General features: G+C 70.8%; 26 protein-coding genes. 8 read left to right on the top strand and 18 right to left on the bottom strand.

Features of this window, described 5'->3' with window-relative positions:
• Positions 1 to 234 precede the first annotated feature (234 nt).
• Together HUT10_RS08910 and HUT10_RS08905 are read left to right on the top strand one after the other, a co-directional pair.
• The gene (locus HUT10_RS08910) at positions 235 to 669 is read left to right on the top strand and encodes an ATP-binding protein (protein ID WP_176170743.1); all 435 of its coding nucleotides are present in this window, start codon (positions 235 to 237) and stop codon (positions 667 to 669) included.
• Between the two features lie 40 nt (positions 670 to 709).
• The gene (locus HUT10_RS08905; RefSeq protein ID WP_176170742.1) at positions 710 to 1093 is read left to right on the top strand and encodes a hypothetical protein; all 384 of its coding nucleotides are present in this window, start codon (positions 710 to 712) and stop codon (positions 1091 to 1093) included.
• Positions 1094 to 1311: 218 nt separating this feature from the next.
• Here HUT10_RS08905 and HUT10_RS08900 read toward each other — a convergent pair whose 3' ends face one another.
• From HUT10_RS08900 to HUT10_RS08890, 3 genes are all read right to left on the bottom strand, one after another.
• Positions 1312 to 1983, bottom strand: a complete 672-nt coding sequence (locus tag HUT10_RS08900; protein WP_176170741.1) for a fasciclin domain-containing protein — start codon at positions 1981 to 1983, stop codon at positions 1312 to 1314.
• Between the two features lie 113 nt (positions 1984 to 2096).
• Positions 2097 to 3680 (bottom strand): molybdopterin-dependent oxidoreductase, encoded by a 1584-nt coding sequence (locus tag HUT10_RS08895; protein ID WP_176170740.1) that lies wholly within the window; start codon positions 3678 to 3680, stop codon positions 2097 to 2099.
• A gap of 79 nt (positions 3681 to 3759) precedes the next feature.
• Positions 3760 to 4710 carry a beta-ketoacyl-ACP synthase III gene (locus HUT10_RS08890; RefSeq protein ID WP_176170739.1) on the bottom strand — a complete coding sequence of 317 codons (951 nt, stop codon included), beginning with the start codon at positions 4708 to 4710 and terminating at the stop codon, positions 3760 to 3762.
• Positions 4711 to 4926: 216 nt separating this feature from the next.
• On the opposite strand from HUT10_RS08890, the gene sigK reads away from it, so the two are divergent.
• A complete protein-coding gene (gene sigK / locus HUT10_RS08885) occupies positions 4927 to 5526 on the top strand; it encodes an ECF RNA polymerase sigma factor SigK (protein ID WP_176170738.1) in 600 nt (199 codons plus the stop codon).
• Complete coding sequence (locus tag HUT10_RS08880) at positions 5523 to 6239, top strand: anti-sigma factor (RefSeq protein WP_176170737.1); 717 nt, start codon at positions 5523 to 5525, stop codon at positions 6237 to 6239. Before sigK ends, HUT10_RS08880 begins: the two co-directional genes overlap by 4 nt.
• Before the next feature lie 69 nt (positions 6240 to 6308).
• On the opposite strand, the gene HUT10_RS08875 is transcribed toward HUT10_RS08880, so the two are convergent.
• From HUT10_RS08875 to HUT10_RS08865, 3 genes are all read right to left on the bottom strand, one after another.
• Positions 6309 to 6449 carry a hypothetical protein gene (locus HUT10_RS08875; protein ID WP_176170736.1) on the bottom strand — a complete coding sequence of 47 codons (141 nt, stop codon included), beginning with the start codon at positions 6447 to 6449 and terminating at the stop codon, positions 6309 to 6311.
• Between the two features lie 284 nt (positions 6450 to 6733).
• The gene (locus HUT10_RS08870; RefSeq protein WP_176170735.1) at positions 6734 to 8539 is read right to left on the bottom strand and encodes a glycoside hydrolase family 15 protein; all 1806 of its coding nucleotides are present in this window, start codon (positions 8537 to 8539) and stop codon (positions 6734 to 6736) included.
• Entirely contained in the window at positions 8536 to 9717 is a 1182-nt protein-coding gene (locus HUT10_RS08865) for a glucose-6-phosphate dehydrogenase (protein WP_176170734.1), read from the bottom strand. The genes HUT10_RS08870 and HUT10_RS08865 overlap by 4 nt, the downstream gene beginning before the upstream one ends.
• A 193-nt stretch (positions 9718 to 9910) precedes the next feature.
• Between HUT10_RS08865 and HUT10_RS08860 the strand changes: the two genes are divergently transcribed.
• Genes HUT10_RS08860 through HUT10_RS08850 form a run of 3 tightly spaced genes read left to right on the top strand, consistent with a single transcriptional unit; the run spans position 9911 to position 11720 of the window.
• Positions 9911 to 10390, top strand: a complete 480-nt coding sequence (locus tag HUT10_RS08860) for a pyridoxamine 5'-phosphate oxidase family protein (protein WP_217709563.1) — start codon at positions 9911 to 9913, stop codon at positions 10388 to 10390.
• A 52-nt stretch (positions 10391 to 10442) separates the two neighbouring features.
• Positions 10443 to 10880, top strand: a complete 438-nt coding sequence (locus tag HUT10_RS08855) for an SRPBCC family protein (protein WP_176170732.1) — start codon at positions 10443 to 10445, stop codon at positions 10878 to 10880.
• A gap of 24 nt (positions 10881 to 10904) precedes the next feature.
• Positions 10905 to 11720: a DUF1295 domain-containing protein gene (locus HUT10_RS08850; protein ID WP_176170731.1), complete on the top strand. Its 816-nt coding sequence runs from the start codon at positions 10905 to 10907 to the stop codon at positions 11718 to 11720.
• A 5-nt stretch (positions 11721 to 11725) separates the two neighbouring features.
• Here HUT10_RS08850 and HUT10_RS08845 read toward each other — a convergent pair whose 3' ends face one another.
• Positions 11726 to 12709 carry a putative zinc-binding metallopeptidase gene (locus HUT10_RS08845; RefSeq protein ID WP_176170730.1) on the bottom strand — a complete coding sequence of 328 codons (984 nt, stop codon included), beginning with the start codon at positions 12707 to 12709 and terminating at the stop codon, positions 11726 to 11728.
• Between the two features lie 164 nt (positions 12710 to 12873).
• On the opposite strand from HUT10_RS08845, the gene HUT10_RS08840 reads away from it, so the two are divergent.
• Positions 12874 to 13449, top strand: coding sequence for a hypothetical protein (locus HUT10_RS08840; protein ID WP_176170729.1), 576 nt, complete (start codon positions 12874 to 12876; stop codon positions 13447 to 13449).
• A gap of 562 nt (positions 13450 to 14011) precedes the next feature.
• Here the strand turns inward: HUT10_RS08840 and HUT10_RS08835 are convergent.
• From HUT10_RS08835 to HUT10_RS08785, 11 genes are all read right to left on the bottom strand, one after another.
• Positions 14012 to 14569: an alkaline shock response membrane anchor protein AmaP gene (locus HUT10_RS08835; RefSeq protein ID WP_176170728.1), complete on the bottom strand. Its 558-nt coding sequence runs from the start codon at positions 14567 to 14569 to the stop codon at positions 14012 to 14014.
• Positions 14566 to 15093 (bottom strand): DUF6286 domain-containing protein, encoded by a 528-nt coding sequence (locus HUT10_RS08830; protein ID WP_176170727.1) that lies wholly within the window; start codon positions 15091 to 15093, stop codon positions 14566 to 14568. The genes HUT10_RS08835 and HUT10_RS08830 overlap by 4 nt, the downstream gene beginning before the upstream one ends.
• Positions 15090 to 15464, bottom strand: a complete 375-nt coding sequence (locus HUT10_RS08825; RefSeq protein WP_176170726.1) for an Asp23/Gls24 family envelope stress response protein — start codon at positions 15462 to 15464, stop codon at positions 15090 to 15092. The genes HUT10_RS08830 and HUT10_RS08825 overlap by 4 nt, the downstream gene beginning before the upstream one ends.
• A gap of 3 nt (positions 15465 to 15467) precedes the next feature.
• Positions 15468 to 15644 carry a hypothetical protein gene (locus HUT10_RS08820; RefSeq protein WP_176170725.1) on the bottom strand — a complete coding sequence of 59 codons (177 nt, stop codon included), beginning with the start codon at positions 15642 to 15644 and terminating at the stop codon, positions 15468 to 15470.
• 11 nt (positions 15645 to 15655) lie between these two features.
• On the bottom strand, positions 15656 to 15913 hold the full coding sequence (locus HUT10_RS08815) for a hypothetical protein (protein WP_176170724.1): 258 nt from the start codon (positions 15911 to 15913) through the stop codon (positions 15656 to 15658).
• The gene (locus tag HUT10_RS08810) at positions 15910 to 16359 is read right to left on the bottom strand and encodes an Asp23/Gls24 family envelope stress response protein (protein ID WP_176170723.1); all 450 of its coding nucleotides are present in this window, start codon (positions 16357 to 16359) and stop codon (positions 15910 to 15912) included. Before HUT10_RS08810 ends, HUT10_RS08815 begins: the two co-directional genes overlap by 4 nt.
• A gap of 362 nt (positions 16360 to 16721) precedes the next feature.
• Positions 16722 to 17705: a YdcF family protein gene (locus tag HUT10_RS08805; protein WP_254896766.1), complete on the bottom strand. Its 984-nt coding sequence runs from the start codon at positions 17703 to 17705 to the stop codon at positions 16722 to 16724.
• A gap of 258 nt (positions 17706 to 17963) precedes the next feature.
• The gene (locus HUT10_RS08800; RefSeq protein WP_176170722.1) at positions 17964 to 18734 is read right to left on the bottom strand and encodes an SDR family NAD(P)-dependent oxidoreductase; all 771 of its coding nucleotides are present in this window, start codon (positions 18732 to 18734) and stop codon (positions 17964 to 17966) included.
• 10 nt (positions 18735 to 18744) lie between these two features.
• Entirely contained in the window at positions 18745 to 19659 is a 915-nt protein-coding gene (locus HUT10_RS08795; RefSeq protein WP_176170721.1) for an NADP-dependent oxidoreductase, read from the bottom strand.
• Between the two features lie 15 nt (positions 19660 to 19674).
• Positions 19675 to 20082, bottom strand: a complete 408-nt coding sequence (locus tag HUT10_RS08790) for a PPOX class F420-dependent oxidoreductase (RefSeq protein ID WP_176170720.1) — start codon at positions 20080 to 20082, stop codon at positions 19675 to 19677.
• A 17-nt stretch (positions 20083 to 20099) separates the two neighbouring features.
• Positions 20100 to 21557 (bottom strand): DHA2 family efflux MFS transporter permease subunit, encoded by a 1458-nt coding sequence (locus tag HUT10_RS08785; protein WP_176170719.1) that lies wholly within the window; start codon positions 21555 to 21557, stop codon positions 20100 to 20102.
• Between the last annotated feature and the right edge of the window lie 39 nt (positions 21558 to 21596).

The following is a 21596-nucleotide window of genomic DNA, read 5'->3' as shown; positions in this document are numbered from 1 at the left end:
GCACCCGCTCGCCCGCTGGTCCCGCATCTGCGGCGCTATCCGATCCTGGCCGGAACCGGCACGATCACCGTCTCGACCGACGACGGCCGTCCCTCTCGGATGATCACCCTGGCGGCCAGGCCTACTCCTTCACGTTCGACTGAACCGGTGAATCCGGCTCCCGGCACCAATCCGGATGGCAAACCGGCCCGAACACCGAACCGGGGCAGGTGTCTAGGGAAGCCGGTTTCAGCAATGGATTTCGACCAGGAGTTGGCGCGACTCACCGATCGGCTCGCCGCGGCGGCCAAAACGACGGTCGCGCTCAGCGATCGGCCGGATCTTCGCCAGGTTCGGTCCGTGGTCGCCGAGGCGCTCACCTTCGGGGCGTGCCCCGACGATCGGTTCGGCGGTGTCCTGCTCGTGATCGACGAACTGGTCGGCAATGCCTACCAGCACACCACCGCGGTCCACGAGTTGCGGGTCACCCGCGCCGCCGAGAACCTGCTGGTCGAAGTCCGTGACGCGGATCCGGACGTCACGCCGGTGCGCGCGTGTGGGCCGGGATCCGGCCGATTCGGCCTCCGGTTGGTGGACCAGCTGACCGTGGACTGGGGCGTTCGCGCCGACAGCGTGGGCAAGGTGGTGTGGGCGCTGGTACCGCTCAAGGTCTTTCCCGCCGTTCCCTGATCGCGACCCATCTGCTTACCCGATCGGGTGAATCAGGTCAATGGAGATCAACCCGCTGGCCGGGCCGGCCGTGTCCGCTGTGTCGAATTGGCAAGCAGGAGAGGGGAATTCGATGAGCGTGCGCACATCTCTGGTGGCCGTGGCCGTCATGATCGGCGGCGGGCCGGCGGTCACCACGGGGGTTGCCGCGGCCGGCACCACATCCGACTGCACGTACAACACCAGCGCGAGCGGGGTGAACTTCCACGTGAAGTGCTCCCGGCTTCCCGCCGGGTACGGCCAGTACCGCGTGTACGCGCAGTGCGGGAACGGCGCGATCAGCTACGGCAGCTGGACGACCGTGGCGGACAGCAAGTACATCGGCTCGGTCGCTGATTGCAGCGGCCGGGGAAACGTTGCCGGTGGTGGCATTCAGCTGCGCTGAGCGCAGGAGCCGGGGTAGGGCCGGCCGCCGTCACCGCCCTGGAGTGACCCAGCGGTGACGACGACCGGCAGGACGCCGCCGCTTCGGCGTCCCCCCGGCGGCGGATCTCCTGCTACCCGCCGCCAGACCAGAAGGACGGCCGCCCCGGCTCCAGGAGGTAGTGGAGCCGAGGCGGCCGTACGGTGTCAGGTCACCCGTCGGCGACCGGACGTCGGTGTTTACTTGTTGGTGCCCGGGGTGAGGACCTTGTCGATCACGAAGACGGTGGCGTTCTTGGTGGGGATGTTGCCGCACAGGATCTTCGCGCCGTTGACGGTCAGGTTGTCGCCCGAGCCCTCGATCTTCAGCGGCCCGCCGGCGGTGTTCAGCGTGTCGAGGGTGCCGGCGCTTTCGAGGCCCTTGGCGTTGTAGCGCTTGCCGACGACGTGGTACTGCAGGATCGGGGCCAGCTCGGCCGGCTTGCCCGCCAGTTCGTTGAACTTCGCGTCGCCGAGGGCGGCGAAGGCCGGGTCGGCGGGCGCGAACACGGTGATGGCCTGCTGGCTGTTGAGGGTGTCGACCAGGTTGGTGGCCTTGACCGCGGCGACGAGCTTGGTCAGCAGCGGGTTGGTCGAGGCGGCGGAGGCGACGGGCTGCGGGCCCATCGAGTCGAGCGAACCCGGCGCGGAACCCTGCGGCAGCTGGGAGCAGGCGGGGCCGAAGACGTCGGCGTTGGTGGTCATGCCGTCCGAGGCGCCCGCGTCGGCGCTGGAGGACGGGGCGGCCGCGGACGAGGACGGCGCGGGCGCACTCGAGCTGCCCGAAGACGCGGAGTCGCTGCCGCTGCACGCGGTGAGGGTGAGCGCGGCGGCCGCGGTCAGACCAATACCGGCAATACGAAGATTACGCACGAGAATTCACTCCAATTGATTACGCGGCTGAGGTTGCCCAGTCGGCGAGAACCTCTTGTTGCTGGTTATTCGGTGCCCGGCCGGGCCCGGATTGGTCGATCGGAAAATATTTCTCAGGCGGCGGTGAACGTGACGTTGTGCCACCCTGTAGCGCCGTTCGGGACGGTGCCCGCGCGCATGTCGGTCTGGGTGTAGCCGGACTTGTCCGTGGCACGGCAGAACACCTGGTGCACCCCGGCAGGGATGTCGATTTCGGTCCACCACATCCGCCAGGTGTTCAGGTTGACCTCCTTCGACAACGTCGTCTCCTGCCACGGACCCTGGTCCATGCGCACCTCGACCTTCTCGATCCCGGTGTGCTGTGCCCACGCGACCCCGGCGACCCGCACCTTTCCCTTTTGGACGTTGGCGAAGCCGCGGTGGGAGTCGATCCGGGACTCCGTCTTGATCGGCGCCTCCTGGCTCCAGCTCCGCTTGAGCCAGTACGCCTGGCGCGCCGCCCACGTCGTGACCTCGATGTCCACGACCCATTTCGTCGCCGAGACGTAGCCGTAGAGGCCGGGGGTGACGAGCCGGGCCGGGAAGCCGTGCTCCAGCGGCAGCGGCTCGCCGTTCATCCCGATCGCGAGCATCGCGCCGCGGGCGCGGTCCTGCCCTGCCGCGACCGGCGTGCCCGACGTCCAGCCGTCGACGCTGGTGCAGAACAGCTGCTCGGCGCCGGGTTTCACGCCGGCTTCGGCGAGCAGGTCGGCCAGGTCGACGCCGATGAAGTTCGACGTCGACACGTAGTCGCCACCGACCTCATTGGACACGCACGTCATCGTGACCGTCCGCTCGACCAACGGCCGGTTGCGGATGTCGTTGTAGCTGAAACGGACTTCGCGGTCGACCATGCCGTGCAGGCGCAGGCTCCAGTCCTCGGCGCGCAGCTGAGGCACCGACAACGCGGTGTCGACGCGGTAGAACTTGTCGTTCGGCGTCAGGAACGGCGGGGTTCCGAGCTTGGCGAAGTCGGCGTCGGCCGGGATCATCGGCGCGGTCCGCGCGGGCACGAGCTTGCCGATCGCCTCCCGCGACGCCGTCGCGTCCCGGGTCGAGCTGATCAGCCGGCCGCCGAGACCCATCGCGCCCGCGCCGACGGCCACCCCGGCGCCGCCCAGCAGGAACGACCGTCGCGATGTTCCGGTCTTCTCGTCGGAGTCCGCTTCCCGCCAGACACGGGGCGCGATGCGGTGCAGGAGCAGGAACACGGCCACGCCGGTCACGAGGCTCGCGATCGGGGCCAGCAGCGCGACGGTCGTCAGGTCGGGGCGGCGGGACACGGCGAATCCGCCGAGCAGTCCGAACAGGACGATGACGACCGTCCCGGGCACCGGTGACCGTCGGGACAGGACACCGGCGAGTGCCGCGGCCAGCACCATGACCACCGCCATGCTGCCCAGCAGCACGAGCTTGTCGTAGGTGCCGAAGGTGCGGACGGCGAAGTCCTTCAGCTCGACCGGGGTGAGGTCGATGGCGCCGTTGCCGACCGCGAGGTAGGGGGAGGCGTTGATGCTGATGAACCCGGCCACGAGGTGCCCGGTCGCCAGCGCGGCGGCGAGCGCGAGGATTCCGGTGAACGCGGCGGCGAAGAATCGCAGCCGGGCGCACGACGGTGCCGACGGGGCTTCCAGGGTGTCGAGTTCGGTGGCGGTCATGCCGGTAATTCGAGACGGCGCGGTCGCGGTATTGGTCCGCGGTGATTTCGTCTCACTGGATCGGGTGAAGCCCAGAGTTTCATGGGCAGCTGATGACCTGCCCGGCGAACGTCAGCCCGGCGCCGAAACCGAACAGCAGCACCGGCGCGCCCGCCACGATCGCCCGGCGCTCGACGAGCTTCGACAACGCCAGCGGGATGCTCGCGGCCGAGGTGTTGCCGGACTCGGCCACGTCCGTCGCGATCACCGCGCCGGTCGCACCGACCTTGCGGGCCAGCGCTTGGATGATGCGGACGTTGGCCTGGTGGGTGACGACCCCGCCGAGGTCGGCCGGGTCGACGCCGGCGCGGCGGCACGCTTCCCGGGCGATCGGGGCGAGTGCGGTGGTGGCCCAGCGGAACACCGCTTGGCCCTCTTGCCGGAACACCGCGGGCAGCGAGCCGGGCCCGGCGGCTTCGAGCGTGATGCAGCGGCCCTTCGCCGGGTCCGAGCCCCACACCACCGGCCCGATCCCGGCCGGGGCGCGCTCGACGACGGCGGCCGCGGCGGCGTCGCCGAAGATCACGCACGTGGTCCGGTCGGTCCAGTCGAGGAAGTCGCTCATCTTGTCGACGCCGACCACGATCGCCCGGGTCGCGGCGTCCGCCCGGATGGCGTGGTCGGCCGCGGCCAGCGCGTAGGAGAACCCCGAGCACGCCGCGTTGAGGTCGAACGCGCCGGGTGCGGTGATCCCCAGCCGTTCGGCGACCCGGCAGGCGACGTTGGGCATCCGATCGAACGCCGTGCACGTCGCGACGATCACGAGGTCGACGTCGGCGGCGCTGCACCCGGACCGCCGCAACGCGGCTTCCGCGGCGGCTGTCGCCATGTCGGCGACCGACTCGCCGGGGGCCGCGACCCGGCGGCTGTGCACGCCCACCCGTTCGCGGATCCACGCATCCGACGTTCCCAGCCGGTCCGCCAGCTCGTCGTTCGTCACCGTCCGGCCCGGCTGGTAGTGCCCGAACGAGACCACTGTGGAGCCTGGCATCACACTCTCCTCATCGAGTTCACCTCCTGTTCGGACCGGCCGCCGCCGCGGCTTGCCTGATCCATTGTGGACAGCTCCGGCGCACTCCTCCGTGCGGGTGACCGGCCGGGTTTCTCGTCACGGCACCAATCCGCACCGGACGTCCGGGACGAACTCCTGGTGACATGCCGCCGACCGCGGCAGGTGACTCGGCGCCCGCCGGGAAGGACAGGTGCCATGACCGCCCGCGCAGTCGCGCTCCGCGCCGCCCCCGACACGGGGCCGGAGCCGGAGAACACGCCGGAACAGCTGCTCGCCCGGACCGCGCTCGGCGACGAGCAAGCCTTCGCCGCGCTCTACGACCACCTGGCCGGGCCGATCTTCGGCACCGTGCTCCACGTGCTGCGCTCACGGGCGTACGCCGAAGAAGTCACCCAGGAGGTCCTGCTCGAGATCTGGCGCAAGGCGGCGACGTTCGACCCCGCGCGCGGACGAGTGCAGTCCTGGGCGCTGACCATCGCGCACCGGCGCGCGATCGACCGGGTCCGTGCCGAGCAGTCGGCGGTCGACCGGGAGGAGCGAGCCGACCGGCTGGACCTGCGTCGCCCTTACGACGACGTCACCGAGACGACGCTGGACCAGCTCGACCGAGCGCAGGTTCGCGCCGCGTTGGCGGTGCTGACCGAGCTCCAGCGGGAGTCGATCCTGCTCGCCTACTTTCAGGGTTACACCTGCCGGGAGGTTTCCGAGAAACTCGGTGTCGCGATCGGCACCGTCAAGACCCGCATGCGGGACGGACTGGTCCGCCTGCGCGACGCTCTGGGAGTGCACCGATGACCACCGCCGACGCCCACATCCTCGCCGGCGCGTACACCCTCGACGCGGTCGACGACCTCGAACGCGCCGCCTTCGTCCGGCACGTGGGTGAATGTCCCACCTGCGCGGGCGAGGTCGCGGGGTTCCGGGAGACCGCCGCCCACCTGGGTGCTGCCGCGGCGGTCGCTCCCGACCCCGGCCTGCGCCGCCGTGTGCTGGCCGAGATCTCCCAGACGCGGCAGCTGCCGCCCCGCGTCCCGGCCGAACCCGCCGTTCCGGCACGACGGCGCCCGTGGCGCAAGCGCGCGCTGATCGGTATCGCGTCCGTCGCCGCCGCCGCGGCGGTCCTCGTCGGCGGGATCAGCATCGGGCTGGACCACTCGGTCCCCGGCAACCCGGTGCCGGTGGCCGACGGCGGCGCGGTGACGTCCGCGCCGGACGCGACCACCGTGCGCACGGCCGTGGCCGGCGGCTCGGTCTCGGCCACGGTCTCCCGGCAGCTGGGCAAAGTCCTCGTCGCCGCGGAGGGCCTGCCACCGCTGGACGCGGGCCACGCCTACGAGGTGTGGCTGACGGGGGCGGGCGCGCCGCGGTCGGCGGGACTGCTCGAGCCCGGGGGCATCGTCCAGGCCCCGCTGCCCGCCGAAATCGACGGTGTCTCGGTGACGGTCGAGCCCGCCACCGGATCGCTGCAGCCGACCACGCCGTCGGTTGTGGACCTCGAGGTCAGCTGAACTGGTCCTTCGGCAGGATCTGCTGCGCGTGACCCGCACCGTCCCGACGACGGCGGTGGCCCGCTGGCGTCAGCCGGTCGCCGTCCTGCGGTCGAGGTACTCGACGGTGCAGCCGGCGAGCCGCCGCGCGGCATCTTCGGCGTGGGCCAGGCACAGCCTGTCGGCATCGCCGTCCTCGTCGGTGACGACCGCGGCGACCGGTTTCCGCACGCGGGCTGTGGAGCCGGTCGTAGCTCCACTCGCGGCCGCAGCCGATGACGGCGCACCGGGCCCGGTCGGCGTCGGACCGCAGCGTCATCCCGTGGACGGAGCAGACGCCCCACGGAACGTCGGCGTCCGCGGCCGGCGCGCGCAGCTCGGTCGGCACGGCTCGGGCGTCTTCTGCTCAGGCATCGTCGTCCTTGGAGGTGAGGGAGCGGGAGGAGGAAATCGATCCACTTTTGCTTACCCAGCCGCGAATCCGGGTAATCGGATCGTCTCGGGTGAATCGCGGCTCACCCGTCCAAGGCGCGGTCGAGGTTGATCGCGGAGCTGATCAGGGACAGGTGGGTGAACGCCTGGGGAAAGTTGCCCAGCTGGTCGCCGGTCAGGCCGATCTGCTCGGCGTACAGACCGACGTGGTTGGCGTAGGTGAACATCTTTTCCAGCGCCAGCCGGGCGTCTTCCACCCGGCCGGTGCGGGCCAGGGCTTCCACGTACCAGAACGAGCAGATGGAGAACGTGCCTTCGGCGCCGTCCACCCCGTCCGGTGCCTCGTCCGGGTCGTAGCGGAAGACCAGGCTGTCGACGACGAGGGAGCGCTCGAGGGCGGCCATGGTGGAGACGAACCGCGGGTCGGTGGGACTGCAGAACTTCACCAGGGGCATCAGCAGCAGCGACGCATCCGGGGCGAAACCGTCGTAGCGCTGGGAAAAGCTGTTCTCCTCGACACTCCAGCCGCGGGTCTGGATCTGTTCGTAGATCTCGTCGCGGACGCTCGTCCAGCGGCCGAGGTCGGCGGGCAGGCCCCGGCGGCGGGCGACGCGGATCATGCGCTCGATCCCCACCCAGCACATCAGCCGGGAGAACGTGTGGTCCTGCCGCCCGGAGCGCGCTTCCCAGATCCCTTCGTCCGGCTGGTCCCAGTGCTCGAACAGCCAGTCCAGCACCTGGACGAGGTTGTGCCACGCCTGGTGGGAAATGCCGGCGCTGTACTTGTCGAACAGGTAGATCGAGTCGATCAGCTCGCCGTAGATGTCCAGTTGCAGCTGCCGGGCCGCGGCGTTGCCGATCCGGACCGGCGCGGAGCCGCGGTAGCCCTCCCAGTGTTCGAGGACTTCTTCTTCGCGCGCGGGTTCGCCGTCGATGGTGTACATCACCCGCAACGGGCCGAGGTCGCCGTCGCCGGGGTCGTCGAAGCGATCGGTGAGCCAGCTGAAGAAGTCCTCCGCTTCGCAGGTGAAACCCAGGCGCAGCAGGGCGTAGAGCGAAAAGGCGGCGTCCCGGATCCACACGTGCCGGTAGTCCCAGTTGCGTTCGCCGCCGACCTGTTCCGGCAGCCCGCAGGTCGGCGCGGCGATGATCGCGCCGGACGGTTCGTGGGTGAGCAGTTTCAGCAGCAGCGCGGAGCGGTGCACCATCTCCCGCCAGCGGCCGGTGTAGGTGGACTGCTCGATCCAGGACCGCCAGAACCCCACCGTGGCCCGGAAGAGGTCTTCGACCTCGTCGTCCAGCGGGCCGGCGGGCAGGTCGCCGTCGAGCACCTCGAGCACGAACACCGCGGTGTCGCCGGGGCCGAGGTCGAACTCGCCGGCGATCCCGCCGCCGGTGGGCTCCAGCGGGATCGACGTGCGCAGGCCCAGCCGCAGCCCCGGGCCTACGAAGACGGTCCCGTTCCCGTCGGTTTCGGTCCGGCGTGCCGCGCGGCCGTAGTCGAACCGGGGGCGGACGTCGGTGCTCAGGCGGACGTGGCCGCGGATGTTGACGACCCGGCGCACCAGCCGTTGCCGGTGCTCCGGGTCGCGCCGGCACCGGATCGGCATGAAGTCCTGGACCTCGACGATGCCGTCCTCGGTGAGGAAGCGGGTGACGAGGATGTTGGAGTCGGGGATGTAGAACTGGTGCCGGTTGGTCACTTCGCACACGGGGTGCAGCGCCCACCGGCCGCCGTCGTCGGCGTCGAGCAGCGCGCCGAACACGCTGGGGGAGTCGAACCGGGGTGCGCAGAACCAGCTGATCCCGCCGTCGGTGCCGACGACGGCGGCGGTGCGCAGGTCGCCGATGAGACCGTGCTCGGCGATCGGGAGGTACCGCTCGCTCATCGGCCCGCCGCGTTCCGCGGTCCCTGCGAACCGCGGTCGTACCGCCGGGTGGGCGGCGGCGAGTCCAGTACCGGTGCGGCCACCTCCCACAGCCGCTCGACCTCCTCGGCGCTGGTGAACCAGGTCCGGTCACCCCGCAGCGCGTCGTGCAGCAAGTGCGCGTACGGCGTCGCTTCCGACTCGTCGGCGAGGTCGAAGCGGTGCGGACCGGCCGTGACCACGATGTGTGTCTCAGCCAGTGCCTTGCCGGTCCGCAGACGGAAGGGCACGCCTTGCCAGCGCCCGGTGTCGACGAATGCTTCCAGCTCGACATACGTTTCCCGGTCGGATTCCGGGTCGACGTCGTCTTCGTCGCGGTAGCCCTCGTACTGGCCGAACACCGTGCGTTCCGGGTCGAAGGGCCGCAGCGCGCGGAACACCGCCAGTTTCGCGGCGTGCAGGCTGTCCGCGTCGAGGGTGTCCGGGGTAGCCATGGCCAGGACGCCGAGGACCTGGCACAGGTGGGTGGGGATCATGTCGCGGAAGGTGCCGGTGGACTCCATGAACGACCCGCGGCCTTCGATGTCGATTTCCTCGGGCACGTCGATCCGCACGGACGACACCGGCCCGGTCACTTTCCCGGCCAGGTCCCGGACCGCGTCCTTGCCCAGGAAGTGGTCGATCCGAAAGATCCGCTCTTCGGGGAAGACAGCCCGTACGGTCTCGTTGAGCTCGCGTGCGGAGGCGAGGTCGTGGCCGAACGGCTTTTCGACGATCAGGCGCGCGTCCTCGGCCAGACCGGTGTCACCGAGCATGCGCACCATGGGCCCCATGGCCTCCGGCGGCACGGACAGGTACAGCATCGTCCGGGCGTCGTCGCCCAGCTCCGCGCGCGCCGCGCGCACGGCCGCGGCAAGGTCTTCACCGTCGTCGCTGTCGGACGTCACGAACGAGAGGTGGCAGGCGAAGGCATCCCAGGTCGCCGTGTCGACATCGCCGAACTCCCGGACGTCCCGGCCGAGGGTGTCGCGGAATTCACGGTCACTTCCCGGCGACGTCCTCCCCGTGCCGATGACGCGGAATCCGTCCGGCAGGCCGCCCGCGCGCCACAGCTGGACAACCCCGGGGAACAGCAGCCGCTTGGCCAGATCGCCGGTGGCACCGAAGATCACCAGGACGTGCGGAGGGATCTCCGACATGGGGCACCTCGTTCGATGGCGGGGTCTCGCATTGATCGGATGCTAAGCGGCCGCTCGGGGCCTCGCACCGCGAAGGACGGCCGGCTGTTCTCCCTCGTCCGGGTCATTTTGAACCACTTCACCCGCGTTGAGCTTCGCCGGCGCTTTCGTGGGTACCCGGGGACCGACAAACCGGATGAGGACGGAGAAGTACGTGAACGACGACGACCACCGCATCGTCACCGAGATCGCGCGGAAGGTCCGCACGGCGATGATCACCAGCCGCGGCGCGGACGGCAAGCTGACCAGCCGGCCGATGACGAGCCAGCAGGTGGACTTCGACGGCACCGCCTGGTTCTTCGTCAGCAGGACCGCCGACCTGGTCGCGGACATCGCCCGGGACGGCCAGGTCAACGTCGGCTACGCGGGCTCCGGCTCGTGGCTGTCGCTGAGCGGCACCGCGTCCGTGGTCGACGACCGGGCCCGCAAGAACGAGCTGTGGAACGAGTTCGTCCAGGCCTGGTTCCCGAACGGCCCGGACGACCCCGACGTCGTGTTGCTGAAGGTGGACGCGGACTCAGCGGAGTACTGGAACACACCCGGCGGCAAGCCCCGGGCCCTGTTCGAGATGGCGAAGGCCCGGGTGACGGGGAACCGGCCGGATCCGGGGGACAACGACACCGTGGACCTCTGACCCCGGCGGATCCGGGTTCGCAGGACTGCCACGACTACCGAAAGAAGACGCTGTGACCACCGTTTCCCGTACTTTCACCGTCGGCCCCGCGCCCGACGTCGTCGTCCCGTACCTCGCCGACTTCGGCCACGCCGAGCAGTGGGATCCCGGCACCGAGCGGTGCACCCGCAACGACGGCGGGCCCGTGCGGGTCGGGTCGTCGTGGCACAACACCTCGAAGATCGCGGGCATCAGCACGGAGCTGACCTACACGCTCGAGCAGCTCTCAGCCGACCGGATCGTGCTGGTGGGCCGCAACGACACCGCGACCTCGACCGAGACCATCGACGTCGTCCCCGACGGGAGCGGGTCGCGCCTGACCTACACGAACGACCTGGAGTTCAAGGGAGCCGCGAAACTCGCGGCGCCGCTGGGCAAGGTGGTGTTCGAGAAGCTCGGCAACGACACCGAGCGGCAGCTGACCGACGTGCTCAACGGCCTGGGCCGGTAGCCGCCGATGCGATCGCGACGGCGGATGACACCGGACGTGCGCAACCTGCGCCGGGTGGCCGTGCTCTCGGCCGGGGTCGTGGCGGGTGCCCAGGCCGCCACCGCGGTGGTCGCGCTGCGTGCGGGCCGGCGTGATTACGCCGATGCGGTGTGGGGCCCCGGCTTGGCCGCGGTGGCCGTCACGAGTGCGCTGGCCGGGCGGGGCGACGCTCGTCGGCGGTGGACGCTCGCGGCCGCGACGACCGCGTGGGCGGCCCGGCTCGAACGCCAGATGCTCGCCCGGATCCGCGGCAGCCGGGAAGAAGACCCGCGCTACACCGAGTTCCTGGACGGCGACTCGACGGCGGCCGTGGTCGGCAAGGTCTTCGTCACCCAAGGGCTGAGCCAGCTGCTGGTGTCCGTGCCGATCCAGCTGGCCGCGGCGAGCGCGCTGCCGCGCGGCCGGCGCAAGTGGCTCGCTCCGGCGGGGCTCGCGGTCATGGCCGGTGGTGCACTGGTCGAGGCGCTGGCGGACCGCCAGAAGGCGCGGTATTCCGAGCGTGGCGAGGACGAGCGGCCGGCCGTGCTCGACACCGGGCTCTGGGGCTGGTCGCGGCACCCGAACTACTTCGGCGACTCACTGGTGTGGGACGGGGCGTGGCTGGCCGCGACGGCGTCCCCCTTCGGCGGGTGGACGCTGCCCGCCCCGGCCTTGATGAGCTACCTGCTGATGTTCGCCACCGGAGCCAAGCGCACCGAACGGCGGATGCAGGACCGCCCGGGCTACCAGGACTACCGAAGCCGGGTCGCGTTCTTCTTCCCCCGGCCACCGCGGACCGCACCGGCGGACGAGGGAGCGTGACGGTGTCACTCGGCCCGGCCGAGCTTGCGGTCGACGAACCGGAGTTTCGCCTGCACGGCCGGTGACAGCGCGAACGGGTAGAGGTCGTCCTTGCCCATGCTGCGGTTGAGCTGGTTGAGCGCCCGCGACAGCGGGACCCAGGTGGCCATCAGGGCGTCGACGTCACGCGGGTGGTCTTCGGGCTCCGCGTCGACCGGGCTGCCGGGATGCGGCGCGATCGGCGTGCCCGCCACGAACACGCCCAGTGCGGCGGCGGTCTGGACCGTGTCGCGGATGTGGAGCAGGTGGGCGAACGTCTCCGCCCAGTCCTCCCACGGGTGCGCGGCCGCGTAGTGGCTGACGTGGGTGTCGGTCCAGCCGGTGCCGGGGTCGGTCGCGTAGTGCGTCGCCAAGGCTTCTTGGTAGTCGGCGCGCTCGTCGCCGAAGACGCGCCGGAACTCGCCGGGGTCGCCGGCGACGAGCACGTCCCAGTACCAGTGGCCGACTTCGTGGCGGACGTGCCCGAGCATCGTCCGGTAGGGCTCGGCCAGCTTCGCGCGCAGCCCTTCCCGGAACCCGTCGTCGCCTTCGGCGAGGTCGATGGTGATCACGCCGCCGGCGTGTCCGGTGATCACCGGCTCTTCGGCGCTGGACAGCAGGTCGAACGCCAGTCCGTGCTCCGGGTCGTCGGTCCGTGGCGTGGTGGGCAGGCCGAGGTCGTCGAGCTGGTAGAGCAGCCGCCGCTTGGCGGCCTCGGCGACCCGGAAGGTGTCGTCGACGTCCTCGTCGGCGGGGCGGGTGCGGGTCAGGGCGCAGCAACCGCACAGCGGGCCGTCGGCGGCGAGCCAGTTGCACCCGGCGAGTTCGGCGTTGGCGCAGCGCCGGTTCTCGTCGGCCCGGAGCATCGACGCGCTTTCGCGGTCGAAGCCGACATCGGTGCCGCACACCACGCAGGCCGAGTTCTCGAAGAACAGCAGGTTGGCGCATTCCGGGCAGGTGAAGGTGCGCACGGGTTCCCTTTCGTACCGGGCGACGGTCAGGCCCGTGACCACCTCACGGGAAATCTGGCCTGGAGTTACCCCGTGGGTGTCCCGGACGAACATGCCCGGGTGGAGGCGTCTTGGCTGCTGCCGATCACAGCCGATTCCGCCGCCGGTTCGGCTACTGTCGACCGATGGCAGGCGACGCGGTCTGGTTACCGTCGGATGAGGACGAGGCGCCGCCGGATCCTGCCGCCCGCACCGCGGAGCTGCGGGGGTTCGGCCGCCGCGCGCTGATCGTCGCGGTGCTGTGGGGGCTCTTCGCCGGTAGCGTGTTCGTCGGCCTGATCGTGTACGGCCACGGCATGGACCCCCGCCCGTTGGTGCTGTCCTGGATCCTCGGCTTGTGCCTTCTCACGGCGGCCGGGTTCGCCCTTCTTGCCTCGCTCCGGTGGCGACGACGGCACCGGGCGGTGCTGCGGACCGGCTGGCGAGCCGCCTCGGTCACCGTGAGACCCGACTACCCGGTTCGCACGCTCAGGCACCTGCCGGACCTCCTGGTCGACTACCGCGACGGCAGCCGGGCCGAGCTGCGCGCCTCGGTGTCGACCCACGGCAGTACGTACCTGTGGCACCAGCCCGGACGTCCGGCGTGGGTGGGGGGTTCGGGCCCGGACATGGTCGTCCTCTTCGCGCGGGGTGATCGCCGCCGCCCGTACGCGGTTCCGGCGTTCGGGCGACGGTCCCGCACCGAACCGAACGGACGGTGATCCGGACGTTCCGGTTGCCGCGGACCTATGAGCTCATCAGGCACCCGTTGCGTGTCGTCCTCGGAGCCGCTCGAAGTAGCCGCGGTGGCTCGTCACCCGGAGCGTCCGGCTCCGGGCGGACCGCGATACTGCCGACGTCCTCGCCATCCAGCGTCACGACACGGGTGTTGGCGGAGACGAATCCGGCGAGGAACCTTCCGCGCGCCCAGCCGCGGTCCCAGAGCCCGCGTCGTTCGAGATCCGGCCGCATGGCCTCCGCCTTCAGGCCGGCCAGCCATTCCTGGTCGTCCGCCGTCGCCGCCCGGAAGGTCCACCGCACCACGCCACTTGTCACGGTGCCCGGTGCCGGCGCGGTGGAGGATCACCGTGGTCGAGCAGTGACGTCCGACGTTCGCGGGCGCGATGTGGTGCACGACAACGACTCGCTGAACGAACAGCGGTGCCGGCTCGGGCTGGGCGAGCCGGCCGCCCGGATCTACGCGGGCCTGCTGCGCCGGTGGCCGATGAGGAGACCTCGCTCGTGCCGGCATTGCTCGGGGATGCTCCGGCTGGGCAGGGCCCATCAGGCGACGCGGGAGCCGGCTGCGGTGGTGAAGCGCAGTTCGACGTGGGTGGGTAGGTCGTCGAGGTCGAGGGCCTGGCACAGCCTGGATACACCTTCGTCGCGGATACGGTCCCGGATCTCGGCAGGGTCGCCGTCCTGCTCGACCGAGACGACCGCGAGCAGCTCCGGTTGGTCGGCCGGGCCGGTGAGGGACGCCGTCGCGGTGCGTACGCCCGGGTAGCCGCGCACTTCTTCGGTGAACGGGGCGACGGCCGTGGTGGTGGCCAGATCCGTGGTGCCGGTGTCGGATTCGAAGTGCCAGGTGCGGCCGGCCGGCTTGCGGACGAGCTGGGCGGCCAGCCAGCGCAGCCCGGCCAGGGCGACGACGATCCCGGCGGCCGCGGTCACGTACAGCACCCAGGTCGGGGGCAGCTCGGTGCCCGGCACGATCGGCCGATTCGCGCCGAGCGCCGGGAGCCAGTGGAAGCGGATCGCGGCCGGCACCGCGCCGGCGGCGATCAGCAGCAGGCCGAACCCGGCCAGCAGTGTCCGGTTGAGCCGGGCGGGACGGTTCACGACGTGCTCCTCACTGCGCGAAGACGGACCTTGACCTCGGGTCGGCGGACCGGGTCGATCCGGTCCAACCGGTTCGCGATCGCGACGCGGACCGCATCGGCGATCCCGTCGGGGCGGGTGCGGCGCGTCCGCACCCGGACGCGGATGCTGCGCCGCCGCACCTTCAGCCGCACTTTCTCCACGCCGTCGACCTGTGCCGCGGCCGTCCGGAGGGTGGAGCCGTAGCTGTGGCGCGAAGCGCCTGAGTCCAGGTCACCGCGCAGCGGCAGCACGGTGAGCTTGCCCGGTAGCACCGCCGCGAGCACCAGGACCAGGCCGAGCAGCGCGACGACCCCGCCGGTGATGAGGACGGGCAGGTCGGTCCAGTGCAGGTCGTGCAGCCGCCGTGCGGTGGCGCCGTAGTCCAGCCACGGGCGCTCGCCGAGGATCATCTGGATGGCCACGATCGCGGCGAGCGCGCCGGCCGCGGTCACGACCAGCGCGGTCAGCGCAGCCGGGGTGCTGCGGCGTGGGCGGCGTTTCACGAGACCCTCCTCGAGGACGTGGCCGTCGGGTGCAGTGCGGTGACGGTGATGTCCACCCGTTCGACGTCGAGCCCGGTCAGTTCGCTCACCCGCTCGCGCAGGTGGGCCCGGGCCTGTTCGGTGGTGCGGGCGACCGACGCCGGGTAGGTGATCGACAGCCGGGTGGCCAGCCGCACCCGGTCGCCGTCGACCTCGGCGTCGACCTTGACCGAGCGCCCGGCGTCTTCGCCGCCGAGCGCGACCCCCAGCACGCGCCCGGCGGCGCCGCCGACGTCGTCGAGTTCGCGGGCGGCGTGCGCGGCGATCCGTTCGATCGCGTGGCCGGCGATGACCAGTTCACCTCGCTCTTCGGCGGGCACGGTGGTGGTCATGGCTCAGCCCCGGTCCCGGCCGAACAGCTGGACGAGGTCGATCTTGCCGTCGAGGTGACGGCCGATCAGGAAGCCGATCGCCCCGAGCACGAGCACGGCCAGGAACGCGCCGAACCCGCCGAAGGCGAGGGCGAGGCCGAGCACGAGGCCGGTCAGCAACCCGGTCCTGGTGGCATTCATGGGAACCTCCGTCAAGAAGTGGTGGGTGCGGGCACGTCGCCGACGAACACGCGTGCGGGCCGGTCGAGCGGGCCGATCGCGACCCGGACCGCGGTCGCCGCGTCGGCTGCGGTGGCCGGGTAGTCGAGCACGACGCCGATGGTCACCTCGTCGTCGGTGACGCGGACCCCGGCGACGCGCCGGTCGGGCAGCAGCGTCGCGATCTCCCCGACCCGGCCGCCGTGCGGGCCCGCGACCTCCGGCAGGCCCGCCACCGCGTCGGGTGTCACTGCACCCGGCCGGTGTCGGCGCCCCGGTCGTCGGCGTCGTCGCCGGGCAGGTTGAGGTCGCCCACGGCGATGTTGACCTCGACGACCTCCAGGCCGGTCATCCGCTCGACGGCGGTGATCACGTTACGCCGCACCGACCGTGAGAGGTCGGCGATGGACACGCCGTACTCCACGACGACCTGCAGGTCGACCGCGGCCTGCTTCTCGCCGACCTCGACCGACACGCCCTGCCCCGCGGAGGCGGTCGCACCCGGGATGCGCTCCCGGATCGCGGAGAAGGCACGGGCGGCACCGCCACCGAGGGAGTGCACGCCGGACACCTCATGGGTGGCCAGACCGGCGATCTTCTGCACCACGGTGTCGGCGATCGTGGTCGAGCCTTGGCTGGTGACGAGGGCGCCGGTCGCCTCGGTGGTGGCGGGGGTCTTCGTGGTCGTCTCGGCCATGGTGTTCCTCCTTCGTCGGGTGAACTGTTGTGCCGGGAAGACCCGGGGTGGGCCGGAATCGTCACGGCCACGATCGAGTGAACACGGTCACGCGGCCGGGGAAGTGACGAATGGGTCGCCGGGGTGTCTTGATGGGCATGACCGTCCACAAGGGACGGTGAAGGCACCGGAGGAGCGAAGACATGTCGTTGGGCGACAAGATCGGGAACACGGCCGAGGACGCGGTCGAGAACGTCAAGGACGCCGTCGACAAGGTCAAGAACGTTCTGAAGAAGGGCTGAGACCGCCCGGTCACCACCCGGGGATAGCAGCTGCGAGTGCGCGCCGGTTCGGCAGCGCATCGCGGATCAGGCCGGTCCGGCTCAGGGGAGAGCGGCCAGGAACCCGGTGAGGGCGAGCAGCCCCGTCACCCCGAAGTTGACCAGCCGGTGCTCCATGAGGATGGCGGTGAACTCCCGGATGGTGGCGCTGGGCCAGTAGTAGAGGGCGGTGGGGGCGCCGACGACCTGACCGTTCACCTTCGCCGTGCGGGCGAGGATCGCGGCGCGGAAGGCGTGGAAGTTGTTGGTGACGACCACGCACCGGTGCTCGGGCCGGTGCTGCCGCATGAGTTCGCGGCTGAAGGTGAGGTTTTGCGCGGTGGTCGCCGAGCGGTCTTCGCGGAGCACCTCGCCGTCGGGAACGCCGTGGGCGACGAGGTAGTCGGCCATGGCGTGGGATTCGGGCTGGGTTTCGTCCGTTCCCTGGCCGCCTGAGGTGATGACGATCGGGTTGCCGCCCTGGTCGCGCTCGTTCCGGTAGAGGGCGATCGCTTTGTCGAGCCGGGAGGCCAGCAGCGGCGGGATTCTGCCGTTGATGATCCGGGAGCCGAGCACGACCACGAAGTCGACGCCGGAACGGACGCGGAGCCGGCCGTAGAGGAAGGCATAACCCAGGTAGCAGCAGAACAGGAAGCTCACGTAGGCCACGGCGGCCAGCGCCGAAACGGCGACCGCGCCGATGGCCGGGTGCTGGGTGTACTCGGCGGCGATCAGCAGGACGACGAGGGCGAGCAGTCCCAGGCCGGTGAGGAAGGAGAGGAGGTTGCCCAGTGACCTGCTCTCGCGCCGGATCATGGTCACGCCGTTGGCGAGCAGGAAGACCGCCAGCACCAGGACCGTGATCAGCGGTATCAGGAGGACGAAGAACACGACGATGCCGGCCACGTCGAGGGGAAGCCGGTCGATGTCGCCGAGCAGCGCGATGATGAGGCTGGCGACGGCCAGGCCGAGCAGGACCGCGTTGCGGAATCGACGGCGGTCCTGACGGATGCTCACCAGCGCCACGACGAGGAACAGCGCGGCCAAGGCGTAGAGAATGGCTGTCGCCTCCGGGGTCTCGGTGTCGGATCGCCAGCAAGGATTTTCGGACTTCAGGGGCCGACGGGCAGGCTGTGTCACTCTTTGGCGCTTGTTGTTCACCTGACCGGACGTCGCCGGGGAAATCGCCGCGGGGCGGCCGAGCCGAACGAGGTGTGCTGTGCCGGCCAGGGCGACGGTTCCGGCCGGTGCAGGTGCACCCGGCCGGAACCGGACCGTCGCGCGGGCCGCCCGTTCGGACCGAGCTCACATCGTGACGACCGCGTTTTTGCCGCCGTCGACGGAAAGCGTCGCACCCTGGATGTAGGACGCCTGCGGGGAAACCAGGAACCGGATGGCTTCGGCGACTTCTCCGGGTCGGGCGCCGCGGCCGGCGGGCAGGGTGGCGAGGTAGCCGCCGAACATGTCGCGGATGTGCTCGTTGACGCGGGTGAGGACGTAGCCGGGGTCGACGGAGTTGACCCGCACCCCGCGCGGGCCGTATTCGGCGGTCCAGGACTTGGTCAGCATGCTCAGGGCGGCTTTCGCTGCTTGGAAGGCGCTGGTTCCCGACGCGGCCATGGTGGTGCTGAGGCTGCCGACGTTGACGATCGCGCCGCGGCCGCGTTCTGCCATGGCGGGAGCGAACGCTCCGGCCAGCAGGTAGGGCGCTTTGACGTTGAGGGCGAACGCCGTGTCGAACATGGCTTCGGTGGTGTCCTCGGTGGGCGCGAACCCACCGCCGCCGGCGTTGTTGACCAGGACGTCGACGGTGCCGTTCGCGGTCGCTTCCCGTGTTTCGGCGATGAGCCGCCGGACTTCGGCGGGGTCGGCGAAGTCGGCGATCAGGTCGACCGCCCGGCCGCTGGCGGACTCGATGGCCTTACGGGTCTCGGCCGCCCGGCCGGCGTCGCGGCCGCACACGACGATCGCGTACCCGTCTTCGGCCAGCTTCAAGGCGGTTGCCCGCCCGATCCCGCTGGTCGAACCCGTGACGAGCGCCCAGGAGTTCGGTGGGTCGGATTCGGTGTCGCTCATGGGGTTTCCTTCAGTTGACGATGAGGACCAGGCGGCCGCGGACGTGGCCGGTCTCGGCGGCGTGGTGGGCTTCGGCGATGTCGGCCAGCGGGAAGGTCCGTTCGACCGGCAGCCAGAACTTCCCGGCTTCGATGAGGTCGCCGATGGTGGCCAGGGCGTGGAAGGCGTTGCCGTCAGCGAAGCCGTTGCTGAAGTGCACGCCGTGCGCTTCGGCGCCGGCGAAGTCGGCGACGGTGATGACGTTCTTCGCTTCTCCGCCGGCGAGGGCGATGAGCTCGGGCAGGACGCCGTTCCCGGCGACATCGAGGGCGACATCGACGCCGTCGGAGGCCAACGCGCGGACGCGGTCGGTCATGCCGTCCCCGTAGACGACCGGTTCCGCGCCCAGGGTGCTGAGGAAGCCGCTGTTGCGGGCGCCGGCGGAGCCGATGACCCGGGCGCCGCGGGCGAGGGCGAGCTGGACGGTCGCGGTGCCGACGCCGCCGGAGGCGCCGTTGACGAACAGGGTGGTGCCGGTGGTGACGTGGAGCTGGTCGAGGCCGCGGGTGGCGGTTTCGAGGGCGGCGGGGATGCCGGCGGCATCGGCGAACCCGAGCGAGGGCGGGATGGGCGCGCGGTAGGTCAGCAACGCGAACTCGGCAGCGGCTGCTTGGTTGTCGGAGATGCCGAAGATGCGGTCGCCGACGGCGAGGTCAGTGACGCCGTCGCCGATCTCGTCGACGACGCCGGCGACGTCGGCGCCCGTGGTCTGGGGGAGGGTGGCGCCGAAGCTGAGTTCGCCGCGGCGGATCTTGGTGTCGCTGGCGCTGATCCCGGCCGCGCGGACCCGGATGCGAACCTGGCCGGGGCCGGGGTGCGGGTCGGGCAGGTCCACGATCTGGAGGACTTCGGGGCCGCCGTACTGCTGGAACTGTGCTGCTTTCATGGTGGTGGTCTCCTGTCAGACGTTGCGGCTGTTGGGGGTTTGCTGGGTGTAGTCGACGTCCCAGTCCTCGACGCCGATGGCGATGATGCGTTCCGGGTGGACGCGGATCATGGCGTTGTCGTGGTGGCCGGGGGTTTCGACGTCGGTGATGGCTTCGGCGTGGCCTCGGATTTCCAAGGAGCGGACTCGCCAGGGGTCGGTGCTGGGGACGTCGTCGATGACGAGGGCGATGCGGCCGTTGTCGGCGACGTTGCGGAAGCGGCGGCTCTTGCGGAGGTGCAGGCCCATCAGGTCGATGGTCTGCGTGTCCGGGTTGTAGGTGAATCCGACCGGGCTGACCTGGAGGGTGCCGTGCGGTTGGGCGGTGGCCACCCGGCACAGGGGCTGGTCGTGCAGGTACTGGACTTCCTTGTCGGTGAACATGGTTCTCCTCGGTCTGTTTAGTGGGTGAGCACGGGTTCAGGGGTGACCGGGAGCGGGCCACGGCGGAAGAGGCCGGCGGCGAGCAGGGCACCGGCGAAGAACAGCGCGGCGGCGATCCAGAACACGAAGTGGTAGCCGGCGAAGGTCGCCGCGGCGAGGGTGGCGGGGTCGGTCGCGGTGGTGGCGTGGGCGGTGAGGTAGTTCGTGGTGGCGGTCGCGCCGAGGGAGCTGAACACCGCGAGGCCGATCGAGCCGCCGACCTGCTGGGTGATGTTGGCCATCGCCGAGGCCACTCCGGTTTCGTGCGGCCGCACGCCGCTGGTGGCCGCGTTCTGCCCCGGTCCGAAGATCAGGCCGAGGCCGAGGCCGATGACGAGCAGGGCCGGGAGCACCCCGCCGGTGTAGGTCGAGTCCGTGTCGATGCCGGTGAGCAGGACCATGCCGGCCGCGGCGAGGAGGCTGCCGATCGGGACGATCGGGCGGGGGCCGACGCGGGGGAGCAGCACCGCGCCGGAGACGACCGCGCCGGCCATGACGAGGACGACCATGGGCAGGAACGCCAGGCCGCTCTGCACCGGGGTGAACTTCAGGGTGTCGGTGAGGTAGTAGGTGACGAAGAGGAACACGGCGAAGCCGCCGGTGCCGGAGATCCCGATGGTCAGGTAGGAGGCGCCGCGGTCGCGGTCCAGGACCACCGACAGCGGCAGCAGCGGGTTGCGGACCTGGCGTTCGACCAGGACGAACGCACCGACGAGCAGCAGCCCGAACACGGTCGGACCGAGGGTCCACGGGTCGGTCCAGCCGCGGGTGGCGGCGTTGCCGAGGCCGTAGACGACACCGAACAGGCCGAGCAGCGCGAGGACGGTGCCGGCGAGGTCCAGCCGGGTGCGTTCCGGGCGGGCGTGGTCGACGAGGAAGAGCAGGGCGCCGGCGACGGCGATCGCGGCGATGACCACGTTGACGTAGAGGCACCAGCGCCAGGACAGGTTCTGGGTGAGGACGCCGCCCAGGAGCAGGCCGAGTGCGCCGCCGGCGCCGGAGATGGCGCCGAAGACGCCGAAGGCGCGGCCGCGTTCGTCGGCGTTGTCGGCGAAGGTCACCGACACCATCGACAGCGCGGCCGGGGCGAGCACGGCCGCGAACGCACCCTGCGCGATGCGGGCGATGAGCAGCAGGGTGAAGCCGTCCGCGGCGCCGCCGAGGGCGGAGGCGGCGGCGAAGCCCAGCATGCCGATGGTGAACAGCCTTTTGCGACCGAAGAGGTCGCAGAGCCGGCCGCCCAGCAACAGGAGGCTGCCGAAGGCGAGGGCGTAGCCGGTGACCACCCATTGCCGGTTGTCGTCGGAGAACGCCAGGTCGTGCTGCGCGGTCGGCAGGGCGATGTTGACGATCGTGGAGTCCAGGATCACGGTCAGCTGGGCCAGGCTCAGGACGACCAGCGCGAGCCACCGGTTCGGAACGGCTTCGGATTTCATGGGGACCTTCGATCGCTCACGGGCTTGACTTACCGATGT

The sequence above is a fragment of the Amycolatopsis sp. Hca4 genome (assembly GCF_013364075.1).
Taxonomy (GTDB): Bacteria; Actinomycetota; Actinomycetes; order Mycobacteriales; family Pseudonocardiaceae; genus Amycolatopsis.
The sequence above is the reverse complement of the archived record's forward strand: the minus strand, read 5'-3'. Positions and strand labels throughout refer to the sequence as shown.